This window comes from Bacillus sp. FJAT-45350 (assembly GCF_002335805.1).
GTDB lineage: Bacteria > Bacillota > Bacilli > Bacillales > NISU01 > FJAT-45350.
Genome location: NZ_NISU01000001.1, coordinates 1,245,020 through 1,261,939 on the forward strand (window position 1 = coordinate 1,245,020; position 16,920 = coordinate 1,261,939).

Consider the following 16,920-nt stretch of genomic DNA (forward strand, 5'->3'; position numbering starts at 1 on the left):
AAGGAGCTAGGCATTATCATGACTGTAAAAATAAAAGAGTGTAACCTTGAAGATTTACAGATACTCCAAGAAATTAGTGTTGAAACATTCAATGATACTTTTAAAGAACAGAATACAGCTGAAAGTATGAAAGCTTATATAGAAAGAGCATTTAACTTAAAACAGTTAGAAAAGGAATTGTCCAATATCTCATCGGAATTCTTTTTTGTTTATGTAAATAATGAAATCGCTGGATATATAAAACTCAATATTAATGATGCTCAGTCTGAGGAAATGGGTGAGGAAGCACTTGAAATTGAGAGAGTTTATATAAAGAGCAGACATCAAAAACATGGGCTGGGTAAATATCTGCTAAATGTAGCAATTAAAATTGCAATGAAACGAAATAAAAAGAAAATCTGGCTAGGCGTATGGGAAAAAAATGAAAATGCAATTGCTTTTTATAAGAAAATGGGGTTTGCTCAAACTGGAGCTCGCTCTTTTTATATGGGTGACGAAGAACAAATAGACTTTATTATGACTAAAACACTTACATAACTTTTTTGAGAGGTGGATTATAATGTATATTCCTTCACAATTTAAAATTGCAGATGAAGCAATGATTTACGACATTATTAAAGAACATAGTTTCGCAACCCTTTTTTCTGAGCACAATGGAATGCCATTTGCAACTCATTTACCATTAATTTTGAATAAGGAGAATACATACTTATATGGACACTTAGCTCGTCCAAACCCCCAGTGGAAAGATATTGAAAACCAAACGGTTTTAGCTGTTTTCCATGGTCCTCATTGTTATATCTCTCCATCTTGGTATGAGACGAATCAAGCAGTACCGACATGGAATTACGTGTCAGTTCATGTTTATGGTGAAGTCGAACTTTTAGAGGACGAAAATGAGTTAATGCATTCTTTACAAGAAATGGTATTTAAATATGAAACTTCTGATAGTTCATACACAATGCAGGATGTAGATGCTGAGCTTCTCGCAGGTATGAACAAAGGCGTACAAAGTTTCAAAATAAAAATTAATAAGGTAGAAGGAACAGCTAAATTAAGTCAAAACCATTCATTACAGCGACAAGAGCTAGTTATTAAACAGCTAGAACAAATTTCAAATTCAGATGAACAACAAATTTCCTCATTAATGAAGGCAAATTTTAAAAAGTAATTGTTTAATGGAGCTTTAGTGTAGGGACTGTTGCAATGGCAGTTCCTACTGTTGTTGAAGAATTCAGGTTAATTCAAAAAGGTATAGTAAAAAACGAACTAATTCGAAAAAGAATCAGTTCGTTTTATTTGTTTATTACTCATAAACGTATTAAATGCAACAGGTTTTAATGGTGTCAACTTCCGTATCTTCTTTCGTAAAGAAAAATTCCCATTCATGTCCATCTGGGTCAGTAATCCAAAACTTATCCTGTCTCGCATAGCAGCACGTAGTATCGTTCTCATCTCGTGAGAAGAACCCCTGCATATCAAGTCTATCTTTTTGCTTTTTTAATTCTTCGGTGCTAGCAACTTGAAAGCCAAAATGATTGATATGATTTCCCTCCACACGTTCTACTGGTCGCAAAGTGAAATTTAAACCTGGATCTTCTAATAAAAATTTTGCATAATCTTGTTTTACCTTTACAGGTGTTGAACCAAAGAGCTTCGAATAAAAGGAAATTGACTCTGCTAAGTTCGTGACATTTAAACCAATATGAATATTCATTCTTCTAATTCCTCCTATATATTTATATATCAACTTTTTTTGATGCGTTCATCAAAAAAATAACTAACAAGTAGGGCGAAAGAGACAACACAATTCGGGTGACAATAAATGATTAACCTGAATTTGATTTAGCTCATAATAATTCCATTTCCCTTTCTTTTCTTGTTTAATAAGATCGACATCCATTAATATTTTTAAATGATAAGATAGTTTAGATTGGGGCAGCTCCATAATATCGCAAAGATCACATACACAAACTTGCCCACGAGTACATAATTCATTCATTAGTTTTAATCGTTTTGGGTCAGACAAAGCTTTAAAAGCATTTGCATAACGTTCAAATGTATCTTCATTCGCATCAATGGTTTGCATTTATTTCATCCCTTTATATATCAAAATTTCTTGATGTATAAACTATACGATATTTTTTTATGTTCTGCAAGTATCACATCAAAAAAAATTGATGCGTAGATAGCTAAATAGAGGCTATTGCTATCTGTACACGAGACAGAAGAGTTGAAGAAGAGTGAAACTTTTATTGTACATTTTCGTATGTATTAAGTAACAAAGTTTTTATTAGGAGTGGTTTAACATGTTTGATATTATACTATTTTTTATTATAGCCTTTGCTGGGGGGATTATAGCCCTTGTTGGGTTTATAACGATTATAGGTAGGAGAATTTCAGAACCTAAGAGAGAACTTCAACAAAAAGTTGATAAGCTTGAAAATGAGGTCAGACAACTGAAAAATAAAAAATAAATTCATCTAACGGAAGCAATAGTTAGGGACTGTTGGTTTAAGAAGTGGGTGTTGATTTATATTTACAAAACTCAATCGGACAAGAGAGCCGTTATTTGTGAACAAAGAGGTATATTAAAAGGGGTAACGGACATTAGATTCGTTATATACTTACAATAGGACCGAGTTTAGTAGATTTTCATGAAATAGCGTACTTCAAGTCCAATAGATCGAAAGAATAGAACTAATTAGTAAAATAAGGTCTCCTGTGTCCGTCAAGTTGTTTATAGAACCTGCTTTTTTAATATAACGTCAAAACTCTAGCTACTAAAAAACATCATTACTGTACCTATTATGGAAAGGGCAATTACATGATAGCCTACACTAATTATGTATAGAGCTAAAGTATTCTTAGTGTTTGTACCGAGTCCAAAAATAAAGTCTTTTGCATATGCAAGTGCTACTATAATCCCTACCATTCCACCTACCAAAGTACCTTCTAGAAATGTTTCTGTGGTATGTCAACACTAAACTGGACAAATAATTAAAGGTGTACTGACTTGAATTCGATAGGTGTAACATAATCTAGTGAACCATGGATACGAACATGGTTATACCAATGAACATAATCAAAAAGTTCAAGGTCAAGTTCGGGTTGGTTAGAGAATACTCTACCATTCACAAACTCAGTTTTAATAACTTTAAAGGTTGCCTCCGCTACAGCGTTGTCATAGGGGGTTCCTTTGTTGCTTAAAGAACGTTCAATTCCAAAGGTTTTTAGTGCTTCATCAATAAGTTTGTTCTTAAATTCACTGCCCCGATCCGTGTGAAATAATTCAAGACGATGAAGGTTGTATGGAACTTTTGCGAAGGCACGCTGAACTAAGGCTGCGTCTTTTTGAGGACCAGCACTATATCCAATAATTTCACGGTTATATAAATCTACTAAAATACAGATGTAATGCCACTTTTGCTGAACTCGAACGTAAGTCAAGTCACTCACTACGACTTTGAGTTCTTTTTCTTGGTTAAATTCTCGATTTAAGGCATTGCCGATAGGAGATTCATTACACTTTGTTTTCGATGGTTTAAACTGAGCCACTGTGTATTTGGATACCAGTCCTTGTTCCTTCATAATCCGACTAATACGCCGACGAGAGACTTGCAACCCTTGCTTTTCTAGTTCTTTCTTTAATTTACGTTGTCCATAAATTTGGCGGCTTCTATTGAAAAGGTCAACGATGAGCTTCGTTACCTCTTCGTCAGGGTTCTCTCGTTTCTTTGCTTCATAATAATACGTACTTCGAGGAAGTTGTAGGACGTTACACATTGCTGATACCGAGTATTTGTGAAGGTTATTACGGATCACATCTACTTTCGTCCCATGATCAGCGCGGCTTGCTTTAAAATGTCATTTTCCATAGCGAGGCGTTGGTTTTCTTTTCGAAGTCGAAGTAGTTCTTCTTGTTCTGGCGTTCGATTGTCCTTTTCTTCAAAGGAACCACTTGCCTGGTTTTGTTGAACCCATTTGTCAAAGGAAGAAGCCGTCAATTCGTATTCTTTAATAATTTCCGAACGAGGTTTACCAGAAGCATATAATTGGACGATTTGTTCTTTGAATTCTTTCGTAAATGATCGGCGCTTACGTTTTGTCATAGTCTCGTCTCCTTCGAGTAATTTGACTCAAGTGTATAGCACCTTAACAAACCTGTCCAACTTAGTGTAGCCTATCCACTGCTTGAGTTAGGTGAAGTACACTATATAAAAGGACTGTGGTTAGGACCGTTACTATCGTCAGGAGTCCAAATTTAGGTTGTTCAGGTTTAATATCCAACAATTCTACCCAACGATTTCCGAATAATAAAGGCGAATAATATATCATCCCAATAACCATGTATAAAATTACTCCAATTATGATTGGTAATATCACTTTAATTCCTACTTTCCTTTAAGTTTTTTTAAAATGTTCTATTCATATCTAATATTGCTACTATCCATGAAAAATATTTTACCACTAAAGTAATGAAATGAGAATCTGGTTAAGTCAGTTCTTTTCTGAAATCTTTCTTATAAAGAGCAAGTGCTTATTGTACTAAACGAGTTAAATTGAAAAAAAAAAAAGTAATAGAGAGGAAATGAAACTTGTGAAGGATTAAATTTTGCTATTAGACATTTGACCTGTTTTGTTATAGACAGAAAAAGAATAGTAAAAGCCTGTTATCATGATTACTTGGTAATCTAAGATACAGGCTTTTTTAGTTTATCTACCATTTTTAGATAATAAGTATCAATCTCAAACTTTATCAAGCTTGCGAATAAGTTTTGGTAAAATTTTAAATGGGACAGGCGCTGCAGTCACCTGACTTACAGTTCCAGCAAAAATGAGGTCTAGTTTTTTACAATAAAATAGCCACGAGCCAACAACACCTGTATGTCCTATTAATTCTGGCATTGGGAAGAGCGTCGAAAAAAATCGAGGCATTTTGAATTTCATCATCCCAAGTCCATACTGTATGGGCCAGCCAGGTGCTATCGGACTGATGGAAAATCCAAATGTTTGCCACTGACCAAGCATTAAATCTAACGTTTCTGGTTTATCAAACACTTTACCATTCAGTAGAGCCCTCATAAACTCGATTAAATCTTTAACTGTGCTATTAAGGTCGCCGAAAGCTCGCATCGCCTGTGGTTTGTTGTCAAATGGTGTGTCTTGCATCCAAACCGTTGCAACTGGTCCTACCGATTCAAGTGGTTTCGTACCTGGATGAAATGTGTTTACTAAATTCAATGGCTCAAAAAGCATTTCTCTAAAAGCATCTTCTATGGATTTATTCGTTACTGTTTCAATGATGGCAATTAGCAGTTGAAAGTTGGTATCTGAATAACGTATTCGGTATTTCTTAGTACTTAAGGTTTCAGGCGGAAAAAGGGGAGCATTCACCTTTCGTACAATTTGAAGTGAGTCTTCAATAGACCAGGACATGTCGTTTTCTTCCATTACCTTATCAATTAAAGTTTTCTCACCTTTTTTCTTTACCTCGAGATAGTCTGGAATTCCAGAAGAATGGCTTAGTAGGTGTCTTATTGTTAACTGGTCATAATAATCTAGGCCATTTATGACATGTACCCCTTTTAGCAGATCTTCAGGGAGGTGCTTGATAACTAAGTCATCAATGTTCAGCATATCTGATTCGTGTAGTTTGAGTATGGTTGAAGCAATGTACATTTTTGTTACACTGGCAATCCAAAAGGGCGTATCGACTTCCATAGGTGTTCCATCAGGGTCGGCAATACCTTTAGCGCCGCTCCAGCTAAATGAACCGTCCCTGCTCTCCACAGCCATAATTGCATGCCTGACGCCTTTAGTGCTAATTAGCTGTTCCAAGTGCTCTTGTAGCAACTTAATTTGAATTTGATCTGACGTAATTCCTATTTCTAACACCTCCATTATAGTAAGATTGGTCTTGACAACGCTAGCTTAAAGCAATGAAATGAAATCCTCTTTGAATGCCATGAAGTACTTTATACGAATGAATAGAGTGTTGTTCGTAAATAAGCTAAAACAAACTGCAGCAAAGTGGGCTGAATTTTGGGAAAAAAGAGACTAAGATTGTTAATCTTAGACAAAGAAGTTGATTGGATAAACTTGATAAAAAATCTTAGAAATTGTACCTTTTATCAAATATTATGGATGTATGATAACTGAAGTTCCGATTGGAACAATACTTGCTAATTCCTCTACATCTCTATTATACATTCGGATACAACCACGTGAAACAGCTTTACCGATCGAACTAGGATCATTTGTTCCATGAATGCCATAGTGTTGTTTAGATAAACTCATCCACATTGTACCAAATGGCCCTCCAGGGTTGGGTGCTTTGTTAATAATAATAAAATTTCCTATTGGTGTTTCATGGAGTATTCTTCCAACGGCAATGGGATATTGTTTTTGTTCTACACCATCTTTTAGTAATTTTAGGTGACGCATATTAACTGACACAATAATTTGGTATGGAATGGTATTAGGTGAGGGAAAGCCTGGAATGACAATTGATTGAGTAGGATAAATGAGATTTGGGTTAATAGATGGATTAGCAAGAATTATTTCTGATAGGGGTGTACGATAATCAATTGATATCTGAGTCAAAGTTTCACCAGGTTTAACAATATGAATCAGGATAAACACCTCCACTATATAAACAGTATTTTCATCGTTCCAAATGAAGCTATTATTGGAATCCAAAAGGGTTTACTCACAATTCAACCTCCCATTCAATTGTTCAAATAATGCCTCGGTTTGAAACCTTTTATTAATTATCCTCGTTTTCCTATATATACTTCATCTTCAACGTTATTTATACATATTTTATCTTTCAAATGAAAATCACTCCCCTTTTTAATTTTTTCCTTTCATTTCCTTTCCTTTTTGTACAAAAAAGGAGTAGTAGCATCGATAAGTTAAGTTATTTCATTCAAGGACTTGTTGCTTTAATACCCAAAAGTACCCCTAACATTAAAAAAAATACAACAAAAGTAAATAAGTTACTAAAAAACTCTTTATTTAATGGCTATTTTTGGTTAATATGTAACTTGTGTTATTTTTTATTGTTATTAAGCGAATAGGAGATATTCTATGACTAATCAAAAAGTTGTAATAATTAAATTGGAAAATACGATACACTCTTTACGTAATAGAATGATCTCTACCGGAATGAAAAAGGGATTAACTCACCCAGAAACTATTAAGTATAGTCGGCAGTTGGATGAGTATTTAAATAAATATGATAGAATCAAATCACTTAAGGTCAAAGTTTAGCAATATGTTTTTGAATCTTTTTACAGTTGCGACGTTAACTTCAATAACAATAAATCATAGAGAATATTTACTTGTCATCCTGAATTTCAAAGACTAATTTTTCTTTTTTTACATTTCCATCTTCTACCCAAGTAACCTCAGTTATCCACTTTTGACCTATTTCATAACCACCGAGGATGCGTGTATCATAAAGCACCATATTCATTGGTTTTTCTATGTTTGGTAAGAAATCTCCCTCGGAAGAAATTGAAGCATGTTCGCTATTATTCCACTCTAAAATATGGTTGTATTGAACTTTTTGATTAGTGTTGTTTTCTTTTCCTGTATAGGCATATATTATTTCTAACTCAAAATTATTTTCAGGAGGCGGAGGCAATGTAACAGCCATTTCAGCTTTCCAATTTTCAGATATAGCATCGAAATACGTTATCTCATTTTCATCTCCATTACCACATGCTGTTAAGCAAGCCAACACAAATAAAAACCCTAATATTTAGACTGACCTAGTCATTTGAGACAGTAATAAAACACCTTCTTAGGCTGCCATATTACCAAATTCTTTTGGTGTGTGGTAGCCTAACTTCTCTTGGATACGCTCTTCATTATAATACCTCATAAATTCGTCTACACGCTCTTTAACTTCTTCTAAAGATAACGAATTAAATTTAACATACTGAAATTCCTCTGATTTTAGGTTAGAGTGAAAAGATTCTATTACTGCATTGTCCCAACAGTTTCCCCTACGTGACATACTACTCACTAAATTCTTCTCTTTTATTAGGTTTTGATAAGCATAGGAAGTATAGACAGTTCCTTGATCTGAATGAATGATAACCCCTTTTGGGTTTCCTCTTTTTTGTAATGCTTCATTCAATGTATCGACAACTAAAGGGATTTGTTGGTGAGTATAGATCTTGTAAGCGACGATTTGGTTATTAAATAAATCCATTATTGTTGATAAATACAGAGTGTTTGGACCATATTGAATGTAGGTAATATCGGTTACCCATTTTTGGTTAGGTTTGATTGCATAAAACTCTCGTTGTAATAAGTTCGGAGCCACAATCACAGATTCTCCTTGAGATTTCCACTTCCTCTTCTGCTTTACTCTGCATTGCAAGTGATACTTCTGCATGATCCGTTGAACTGTATTACGGTTTAACTTTATATGGTACTTACGCTTTAACAGCTCTTTAATTTTACGATGCCCATAGCGATATTTCGTTTCTTCGCAAAGGGAAATAATCGTTTCCTCCTCCACGGACAATTTGATTGATTGTGAAGAAGCCCAGCGGTAATAAGTAGCTCTTGGAACATTTAAAGCTAATAAGATGGCTGAAACAGTATATTTTTTGCGTAATGTATCTACTAGTTGGAGGACTATTTCTTTTTCAACTCCTTTTCGATCTCCAAATACTTTTTTAAGATTTCATTCTCTTGTTTTAAATGCATCATTTGTCGTTCTTTTCTTTCTTCATCATTTTGATTGTCAGGCCCATGACCATACGAATACTGTTTGCCTATCGGCTGATCGAATCTATGAACCTGATTTTCACGATACCATTTCATCCATGTTTTAATTTGAGAGACATTTTTAACTCCATACTTCTCCATGATTTCTCTATTTGTGAATTGCCCACTCATCTTATCTTTAACAACTGCCCATTTCACTTCATTTGAATATACGTTTTTGCCCATGCAAAAAACACCTCCGAATAGTACTTTTTTTAAGTGTACCATTTCGAAGGTGTTTTATAGTGTCCCAATAATTTAGGTTAGTCTAATTCTTTTAATCAAAATACCACCCTTTCTAGAATCTAATGTTATTATAAAACTGTTTTCTCTCCCTAATTTTAACATTAAACCTCATAGTTCTTTGATAATTTTGAAATAAAATAAACTAAGTTTTATTAACTGTCTAACCAGATGAAGTGGCAACAAAGGAACTATTAAAATTTAAGGGTAATGTATTAGATTTCTATGGTATATTTATATCGTGTGCAGTTATATAGGAGGCAAATAAATTTGAGAAAAATGATTAAGTTTATGTTCTTTGCACTTTTGGTAGTGCTTTTCTTGAGTGGATGTAATTCAAATGATACAAATACAACTAGCGATATTTTTCGATTTAAAGATTCGTTCGTAGGTGATAACAGTGCAGTGGGCAACATTGCTAATCAATTACCGGGCGGAGAGCATATGATAGGTTTTGAACTAAAAACAAATGAAGAACCTTACGGAATAATTTTGAATTATGATTGGGTGGACTCAGAACAAAATTATAAAGAAACAGCGATATACAATGCTACATTTTTATTTGCATTGATACAAAATGTTGACTGGATTACATTTAATTTTGAAATTGGTGAGTATACTCTCACAAGAGAAAATCTACAAGACTGGTACGGAATGGAATTAAGAGACATCAATAACGAAGAAGAACTAGGAGCACTTATACAAGAATATATAGAAGATGAAAACAAAGTTAATCAGTTATTAAAGTAAATGGGGCATTACTGCAGGAAAGAATCAATGTTTTTTATTTTTAAAGTATCTTAGTCTTGTAAAATAAAAAAATAGGGAGGCAATCAAAATGAAGGTTTTAAGGTTCGTTCTTTTAAGCTTAGCACTATTTTGTATTTTTAATTTAAGTGTCAATCATGCTCATGCATATAGTGACGTTTCAATCTACATAGAAAATGGAGATAAACAATATTACAACAATGAGGGTGTAATTCAAAACGGCACGACATTAGTCCCGTTACGAGGAATCTTTGAATCGTTAGGTGCAACGGTTCAATGGAACCAAAAAGATAAAACCATTGAAGCTACAAAAGGTAACACAACGGTTTGGTTGAAAATAGGATCCAAGACAGCAAAAGTAAATGGAAAGGCAGTCACGATTGCTGTTCCGCCTCAAGTGAGGGAAGGGCGCACGCTTGTTCCTCTTCGTTTTATAAGTCAATCGTTAGGGGAAACAGTTCATTGGGATAACGCGACAAGAACTGTTTCCATAGGAGGAGATGGAACTGGAAGCATACAACCTTCAGCATGGTTAGGTCAATATTATAACTCTGGGTACTCTGGGAGTGGTATGTCTACAGCATTATATGTCTATCAAAAAACACCTGAGTCGATATCATTTGTTTCTCAAACGGGTTACCGCTATGATCCAACTGGTGGTCAGTTAGCTGGTTATCAAATGCCATGGGAATTTAATGATTATTATGGAGAAGCTAAATTAACTTCTAACAATACGGCATCTTATAGTAGTAGAAGTTGTAAAGCTACATTCGAAATAGTAGATGAATCGATTCGTGTTCACGAGATATCAGAAGAAGGAAGTTGTCATTTCACTGGGTTAGGTATATATTTTGGAGGCGATTATTCAGCATATAGAAAATAGAAATTTATATAAGAGAGTGGTCTATTGTGACTACTCTCTTATTTTGTGATGCCTGTTATGAACTATTAGGTGAGAATTAATACAAAATAGATCAATTATGGTAAAATAGTAGTGGAAGAAAGATGAATAGGAGGAAAAATGATGTTTAAAAGACTACTTTTTATTTTACCAGTATTTATATTGACTATGTTTCTTGTAAATAACGAGGGTGCGGAAGCTAGAACTGTAGTTACTATTGAAGGTGGAACAATGGTTGAAAATAGGACTCTTGTACCTCTTCGTAGTATCTTTGAAGAGTTAGGTGCAAATGTACATTGGGATGCAGCGACGAAAAAAATTACAGCGACGAAAGGAAGTACAAAAGTCATTTTAACTGTTAACTCAAGACACACTAGCGTTAATGGTAAAGCGGTTGTCATTGATGTTCCCGCGCAAGTACAAAAAGGACGTACATTAGTACCATTGCGTTTTGTAAGTGAAGCAATGGGGGCTTCTGTTGATTGGGATTCACAGCTTTATATGGCAACAATTTCTTCAAAAGAGAAAGACATTTTTGTTTTTTTACCAAAGAAATCATCAACAAATGAACAAAAGGCGCTAAATCTTGTGAAAGAGTACTTTGACTACGACCAGGGTTTATCGTATTCAGTTGAAAACCTTCACCGTGGACAATTTTATCTTGTAGAAGCTAGAGCTGATTTTGGAAGTGGACTTTTATCATTAGTGGATGCATTCATTATCGTCCCGGAAATGTATTCTAATGGATTATACATACAAGACATATTATCTGAAGATGGGCCTGATTACTTCTGGGGTATTGTCGAAGTAATTCGTAGTGGGAACTTTGGATAACAGTCTTATAGAATAACTAATTTAATAGTCTTAATAATTAAGTATGGTTGTTGAGGTATTGTACTCAACAGCCATACTTTTTCCTTATATAGTTTTTTTTACTAGCCATAGGTACTAATTTGGTCTTGATATTTTGAATTAGTACCGATGTAAAGGTCCTTGGTTATTTACTATTACTTACTTTTCATCCAACGTTGAGCAGTAATTTTTTGAGATGTAGGTATAAAGGTGTGACAAATTTCGACATGACCTTTTTGCTTTAAAACTTCTGACTATTTGAGTGTTTTTAATTTAATGTGCCTTTCTCATTTGAATCAATGTATAATATGAAAGGGCAAATTACATACAAGAGTTTATGAGGAGGATCCTAAGGTGATGGGATGGATGTTAGCAATAGTGTTTGGAGCAGCGATAGTGTTATTCATTTTGTCTTTTATTTATACAAAGAAAGCATCAAATGAAGAGTTACGCGCTGTTGAGCAGTTTTCACTTACGATTTTAAATGATATGAACAAGCTTCAAGAACATGTGCGAAATGTTGAGCTTGATACTGAAATTATGGCGAAAGAAGCTGGGTTAGAAGTGGGTTCTACAGAGAAGCGTCGTATTTTACGAGACATGCTTGATATGTATAGAAGAGGTTATTCATTTGAGAGTATTGCTGAAAAAAAGAAGCTGCCAGAGGCTGAAGTAAAGCATAGGCTTGCCCCTTATATGAATGTAGAAGGTGTAAGGAGAAAAGTAGCCAATGATAGCTAATTCAATGCGCAGTTTTGCAGGTGGTCTCGTTGTTGCAGGTAGTTTATTAGGATCGGTCTATTTTTTTGGTTCAAGTGATTCCGCGAGCACTCAGGTGGTTGAGCGATTGTCGTTAGAAGAAATGAAGCAGTTAGTAGCTGAGGAAGGTTATCTAATCCATTCAGAAGAAGAGTGGCAAACGCAACTTGATGAAGCGAAAGAAATTGTGACAGAGGTAGTTGAAGTTGAAGCCGAAGTTAATAATGAACAGGTGGATGAAAAGATAATCTATCGCACCATTTTAACGGTATCACCTGGCATGACAAGTATTGATGTTGGTGAGGCACTAGTTGCAGCAAACATCATTGATCGTGCTATGGTACTTGTTAACGAAGTGGAGAAAAGGGGCTTAGCAAACAACCTACGTCCTGGAAGTTACGAAGTAGAAAGTGAAATGTCACTTGATATGGTTATTGAAAAGATTTTTAAATAGGTGAATGTTAGTATTTGAAATAATATAAGTCTAACGTAGAGTTACCAAGAGTAAGTAATGGCTTCACACATTCTAAGCCCGGTATGAGAAAACTCATAGCAGGCTTTTTCGCTTTTTCAGTGGACATTATATAGGCGGGGTGTCTTGTTGTTTGTCTTGCATTGAACAGGCTCTGGGGTTAAGTCTCAGTGTTTTAGCTAAATAGGTCATGAAGAAGTCTTTAATTACAGCTTCTTTACTTAATTCTACTTGTACCATTTCTTTTATGCGTTCGAGATGTTTTTTTTCGCTCCATTCTTTTTCATCTTTTCCGTAGTATTTGTTTACCTGTCCAAAAAAGAGGTGAGGAAATAGAAGGTCGGCAACTAACACTTTATATTGTTCGTTTGATAATGGACTTACTTTCTGGTAGAAGGTCATCACCTCAATCATAAGTGCGAGGTCCCAGCTTGGTTGCTTTTTCATCACTTTATTTAATAGTTTCCTAATATCTCTAATCGGAAGGTCAATTGTCAAGGAGTCCATATCAAATACATTTAGATGTCCGTTTTTATCGATTGCTAGATTACCAGCGGCAAAGTCTTGATGACAAATTGTGTTCTTTACTTTTGTATCTTCAACCCATGAGTCGTAACAGGATTCATGTAACATCAACATAGCCGCTTTACACTGATTTAGAAAAGTATCCACATGAAGGAGAAATTGTTGATCAAATTTATTTTTGATTGGCGCATTTTGACGTTCTTGCTTCCATTTTTCTAACAAATTATATCGTCTTTGAAAATCTTCTTTCCATCCACCTAGTAGATAGGAAGGCTTCATATTCTCTGAGATTACAATTCCTGATGATGCTTTGTGAAAGGTAGCTAATCCACGTACAATTTTTTCTAACTCTTTTTTCTTTTTATAAGCTGGCTTCTTACCTTTAATGGCTTCAAATAAAACATAGAAGTCATCATCTACTAAGACATAACCCTCTCCATTACTTGTATTTATAACTCCCGGTGTAAGGACTCCATTCGAATTTAAATGGTCAATTGTACGGATCATAAATGCAAGTCTACCTTCATGTATAGGAACCTTTTTCAAAATATAGTCTCCTGATGAAGTGATAATAGACCATACGGCTTTTTTCCCCTTATCAGACAGTAAGGATACTTTTTTAACTTTTAGTGAGTAATGTGACATTACCTTCTTTGGAATATCCATTGATAAACTCCTTTCTTTTTTATTAATATATGAAAGAAATTAATAAGTTGATTGGATTCAGTGGAGATCTGAAAAGCCTAGCAAATGACTCTTAGAGTAAGATAAGTAGTCCAATAAAGGGAGAAAATTGACAAAAGACTACCCAAATTTAACAGTTACTAATATTTATCATAAATTAAAATGAAAAGAGCTAAATGAAATTCATAAAAGTATCTATTGAATCGTATCTATTTTGATTGCAATGTCATATTTTATTAATAATCAATTAGTATTTTCCAGCGATAACAAGTGATAAATGTATAATTTATTGTTTCAAATATCGTAGTGTTCAAGTATCATGTGTACTAGTAACTAGCAATAAGGAGGCTTAAATGTGAAACGAATTCAGGAAGATAAACTTTTTATGAACGCTTTTCATTTTTCCTCTATTGGAATGGCGATTGTGTCTACAAAGGGAAAATGGTTAAAAGTAAATAAATCTTTATGCAGAATTTTAGGATACTCAGAGGCGGAGCTTGTACAAATGACTTTTCAGGATTTAACCTATTCTGAGGATTTGGAATTAGACCTTACTAATGTCAATAGGATGTTAGAAGGTGAGATAGATTGTTATCAAATGGAAAAACGTTACATTCATAAACAAAACAAGATAGTATGGGTGTTATTAAGTGTTTCTCTGGTTAAAGATGAGAAGAAAAATCCATTATATTTTATATCGCAAATCGAAGACATAACAGAGCGCAAAGATTTAATAGAGAAATTAGAGAAAAGTGAAGCAAAATATCGAAGTTGGATTCAGTATTCACCAGAGCCAATGGTTATTCATTCTGAAGGAAAAGTTGAATATATAAATGAGGCAGGGGTTAATTCAATTGGTGCGAGGGACTACAAGGAATTAATGGGAAAAAATATTATGGGTATTATCCACCCTGATTATTTAGAATTAGTTACTCAACGCATGAAAGAATCAACCATGGCAAATAAACAATTAGAGCCGTATGAAATCAAAATAATTGCTTTAAATGGGAAAACATTAGATGTTAGAATCTCTTCAATTCCTATTGACTATCAAGGGAAACATGCCTATCAGGTTATTTTCTCAAATATAACACAACAAAAAGAGATGGAAGCAGCCATTAGAAAAAATGAAGCTCAATATAAATCATTAATTGAACAAAACCCTGATGCAGTTCTTGCGATTGATTCTGAAGGAAGACTTATCCAAACTAATAAGAACTGTACAAGAATAACTGGATATACGGAAGAAGAGCTGTTAATCAGTACATTTCATTCATTAATCGTAGAAGAAGATCTAGAAAAATCTGTAATTTCTTTTAGTAAAGTATTACAAGGAGATACAGAGACAATTGATGTTACAATCAATAAAAAACACGGGGATAAAGCCATCCTAAATGTAACGTCAGTTCCAATTTATATTGACCAAACGATTACAGGTGTTTATACGGTCGCAAAGGATATTACAGAACAAAGGCGAATTGAAAAGGAATTACAAGTAAGTAATGAGAGATTCAAAGCTATCTTTGACAAATCGGGTATCGGAATCATATTACGAAATGGTACTGGTGAGATATTAGAAGTCAATCCAACTTATTTAAACATGCTTGGATACAGTAAAGAAGAGGTGTGTGATTTAGCTGATAATATTTACCATCCTGATGATGTAGAAGAAGAAAAGAGATTATTTACAGAGCTAGTTGAAGGCAAGCGTACCTCTTATCAATTAGAAAAGCGTTATATACGTAAGGATGGAAAACTACTTTATGCAAATGTTACCGTAAACGCTTTAACAGGCTTAGAAGAAGGCAGTATTTTTGCTATAGGGATGGTTCATGATATAACGGACCGTAAGCATAGTGAGAAATTAATGATAGAAAGTGAAGAGCGTTATCGAAGTGTAGTAGAACTTTATCCAGAAGGTTTGTTTGTTCATGGGAAAGAAGACCTTAAATTTATAAACGAAAGAACTGTTGAGTTAATTGGTGCTGCTAATATGCAGGAAGTTCTTGAACAACCTTTTATCAACTTTATCCACCCTGACCAACAGCAAAATGTTGTGGAATCGATTGATTTAATTTTAAAAGGAAAACTTCCTGTTCCTCTAAAGGACGAGGTAAAATACATCCGTAAAGACGGTAAAGTATTCATAGGCGAACTTACAGTTACCAAAATTAAATATGATGAAGAGACATGTATTTTAGGTGTTATAAGAGACATAACAAAACAAAAAGCAATAAATGAAAAGCTTGAAGAACTATCTAGGATAGATGGCTTGACCGCTATTGCGAACCGTCGAAGCTTTGATGAAGAGCTAGCAAAAGAATGGAAACGAGCCTCAATTAATTCTACTCCACTTTCTTTAATTATGTTAGATATCGACCATTTTAAAGCATACAACGATACTTATGGTCATAGTGGTGGTGATGAATGTTTGAAAACCATCGCACAGACATTAAAGAATTCTATTAAGTTTCATAGTGACTTTGTGGCGCGATATGGTGGTGAAGAATTTTCAGTTATTCTACCTGAAACAAGTCAAGAAGAAGCTAAGGCTGCTGCTAATCGACTACGTTCCATTATTGAGGAACTAAGTATTCCTCATATCGGATCGAAAGTAAGCCAGTATGTCACCATAAGTTTAGGTGTTTCAACAGTTATTCCAACATCACAAATGCAATCAAAAGAGCTAATTGAAAAAGCAGACAAAGCATTATATTACTCGAAGGGGTCTGGTCGTAATCAAGTAGGGGTTTATATAAATTAGAAACGATTATTAATATAATATTTATAATGTATAAAAAAGTAGTATACGAGGAAGATACTGAAAAAAAAGTAAAGGCGTAACTGTATTTTAATGAAATTATGATGGATACATGGTATTGTAAAGCTTTCATAGATGTTAGGGGGCGTTACTCATTTATCCATATCT

At 34.2% G+C, this 16,920-nt stretch carries 19 protein-coding genes; 10 read left to right on the forward strand and 9 right to left on the reverse strand.

Annotated features, from left to right (window positions below; genetic code table 11):
- The first annotated feature begins 18 nt into the window (after window positions 1–18).
- Window positions 19–537 carry a GNAT family N-acetyltransferase gene (locus CD003_RS06280; RefSeq protein WP_096200245.1) on the forward strand — a complete coding sequence of 173 codons (519 nt, stop codon included), beginning with the start codon at window positions 19–21 and terminating at the stop codon, window positions 535–537.
- Between the two features lie 22 nt (window positions 538–559).
- Window positions 560–1,171, forward strand: coding sequence for an FMN-binding negative transcriptional regulator (locus CD003_RS06285; protein WP_096200246.1), 612 nt, complete (start codon window positions 560–562; stop codon window positions 1,169–1,171).
- A 150-nt stretch (window positions 1,172–1,321) separates the two neighbouring features.
- Here CD003_RS06285 and CD003_RS06290 read toward each other — a convergent pair whose 3' ends face one another.
- A complete protein-coding gene (locus CD003_RS06290) occupies window positions 1,322–1,717 on the reverse strand; it encodes an ArsI/CadI family heavy metal resistance metalloenzyme (RefSeq protein WP_096200247.1) in 396 nt (131 codons plus the stop codon).
- A 63-nt stretch (window positions 1,718–1,780) separates the two neighbouring features.
- Window positions 1,781–2,089 (reverse strand): ArsR/SmtB family transcription factor, encoded by a 309-nt coding sequence (locus tag CD003_RS06295; RefSeq protein ID WP_096200249.1) that lies wholly within the window; start codon window positions 2,087–2,089, stop codon window positions 1,781–1,783.
- A gap of 220 nt (window positions 2,090–2,309) precedes the next feature.
- Here CD003_RS06295 and CD003_RS21775 point away from each other — a divergent pair, with 220 nt between their 5' ends.
- Window positions 2,310–2,477, forward strand: a complete 168-nt coding sequence (locus tag CD003_RS21775) for a hypothetical protein (RefSeq protein WP_179295457.1) — start codon at window positions 2,310–2,312, stop codon at window positions 2,475–2,477.
- 523 nt (window positions 2,478–3,000) lie between these two features.
- On the opposite strand, the gene CD003_RS06300 is transcribed toward CD003_RS21775, so the two are convergent.
- From CD003_RS06300 to CD003_RS06315, 4 genes are all read right to left on the reverse strand, one after another.
- A protein-coding gene (locus CD003_RS06300) for an IS3 family transposase (RefSeq protein WP_096200054.1) occupies window positions 3,001–4,112 on the reverse strand; the annotation gives its coding sequence in 2 pieces (ribosomal slippage) (window positions 3,001–3,863 and window positions 3,863–4,112; 1,113 coding nt in all).
- A gap of 61 nt (window positions 4,113–4,173) precedes the next feature.
- The gene (locus tag CD003_RS06305) at window positions 4,174–4,386 is read right to left on the reverse strand and encodes a DUF1761 domain-containing protein (RefSeq protein WP_096200251.1); all 213 of its coding nucleotides are present in this window, start codon (window positions 4,384–4,386) and stop codon (window positions 4,174–4,176) included.
- A gap of 363 nt (window positions 4,387–4,749) precedes the next feature.
- Window positions 4,750–5,799, reverse strand: coding sequence for a serine hydrolase domain-containing protein (locus tag CD003_RS06310; protein ID WP_218838248.1), 1,050 nt, complete (start codon window positions 5,797–5,799; stop codon window positions 4,750–4,752).
- Window positions 5,800–6,141: 342 nt separating this feature from the next.
- Entirely contained in the window at window positions 6,142–6,636 is a 495-nt protein-coding gene (locus tag CD003_RS06315; protein WP_096202271.1) for a L,D-transpeptidase family protein, read from the reverse strand.
- A gap of 456 nt (window positions 6,637–7,092) precedes the next feature.
- On the opposite strand from CD003_RS06315, the gene CD003_RS06320 reads away from it, so the two are divergent.
- On the forward strand, window positions 7,093–7,275 hold the full coding sequence (locus CD003_RS06320; protein ID WP_096200255.1) for an aspartyl-phosphate phosphatase Spo0E family protein: 183 nt from the start codon (window positions 7,093–7,095) through the stop codon (window positions 7,273–7,275).
- A 67-nt stretch (window positions 7,276–7,342) separates the two neighbouring features.
- On the opposite strand, the gene CD003_RS06325 is transcribed toward CD003_RS06320, so the two are convergent.
- Window positions 7,343–7,750 (reverse strand): hypothetical protein, encoded by a 408-nt coding sequence (locus CD003_RS06325; protein WP_096200257.1) that lies wholly within the window; start codon window positions 7,748–7,750, stop codon window positions 7,343–7,345.
- 60 nt (window positions 7,751–7,810) lie between these two features.
- A protein-coding gene (locus CD003_RS06330; protein WP_096199207.1) for an IS3 family transposase occupies window positions 7,811–8,973 on the reverse strand; the annotation gives its coding sequence in 2 pieces (ribosomal slippage) (window positions 7,811–8,697 and window positions 8,697–8,973; 1,164 coding nt in all).
- 336 nt (window positions 8,974–9,309) lie between these two features.
- Between CD003_RS06330 and CD003_RS06335 the strand changes: the two genes are divergently transcribed.
- The 5 genes from CD003_RS06335 (at window position 9,310) to CD003_RS06355 (ending at window position 12,764) form a co-directional block, all read left to right on the forward strand.
- Window positions 9,310–9,780 (forward strand): DUF4825 domain-containing protein, encoded by a 471-nt coding sequence (locus CD003_RS06335; protein ID WP_306453957.1) that lies wholly within the window; start codon window positions 9,310–9,312, stop codon window positions 9,778–9,780.
- 88 nt (window positions 9,781–9,868) lie between these two features.
- On the forward strand, window positions 9,869–10,681 hold the full coding sequence (locus CD003_RS06340; RefSeq protein ID WP_096200261.1) for a copper amine oxidase N-terminal domain-containing protein: 813 nt from the start codon (window positions 9,869–9,871) through the stop codon (window positions 10,679–10,681).
- A gap of 141 nt (window positions 10,682–10,822) precedes the next feature.
- The gene (locus CD003_RS06345; RefSeq protein WP_179295459.1) at window positions 10,823–11,533 is read left to right on the forward strand and encodes a copper amine oxidase N-terminal domain-containing protein; all 711 of its coding nucleotides are present in this window, start codon (window positions 10,823–10,825) and stop codon (window positions 11,531–11,533) included.
- Window positions 11,534–11,908: 375 nt separating this feature from the next.
- Complete coding sequence (locus CD003_RS06350; RefSeq protein WP_257008351.1) at window positions 11,909–12,292, forward strand: hypothetical protein; 384 nt, start codon at window positions 11,909–11,911, stop codon at window positions 12,290–12,292.
- On the forward strand, window positions 12,282–12,764 hold the full coding sequence (locus CD003_RS06355) for a hypothetical protein (protein WP_096200265.1): 483 nt from the start codon (window positions 12,282–12,284) through the stop codon (window positions 12,762–12,764). The genes CD003_RS06350 and CD003_RS06355 overlap by 11 nt, the downstream gene beginning before the upstream one ends.
- Window positions 12,765–12,890: 126 nt before the next feature.
- Here the strand turns inward: CD003_RS06355 and CD003_RS06360 are convergent, their stop codons facing one another.
- On the reverse strand, window positions 12,891–13,973 hold the full coding sequence (locus tag CD003_RS06360) for a CotS family spore coat protein (protein ID WP_096200267.1): 1,083 nt from the start codon (window positions 13,971–13,973) through the stop codon (window positions 12,891–12,893).
- A 373-nt stretch (window positions 13,974–14,346) separates the two neighbouring features.
- Here CD003_RS06360 and CD003_RS06365 point away from each other — a divergent pair, with 373 nt between their 5' ends.
- Window positions 14,347–16,755: a PAS domain S-box protein gene (locus tag CD003_RS06365; RefSeq protein ID WP_096200269.1), complete on the forward strand. Its 2,409-nt coding sequence runs from the start codon at window positions 14,347–14,349 to the stop codon at window positions 16,753–16,755.
- Window positions 16,756–16,920: the final 165 nt, after the last annotated feature.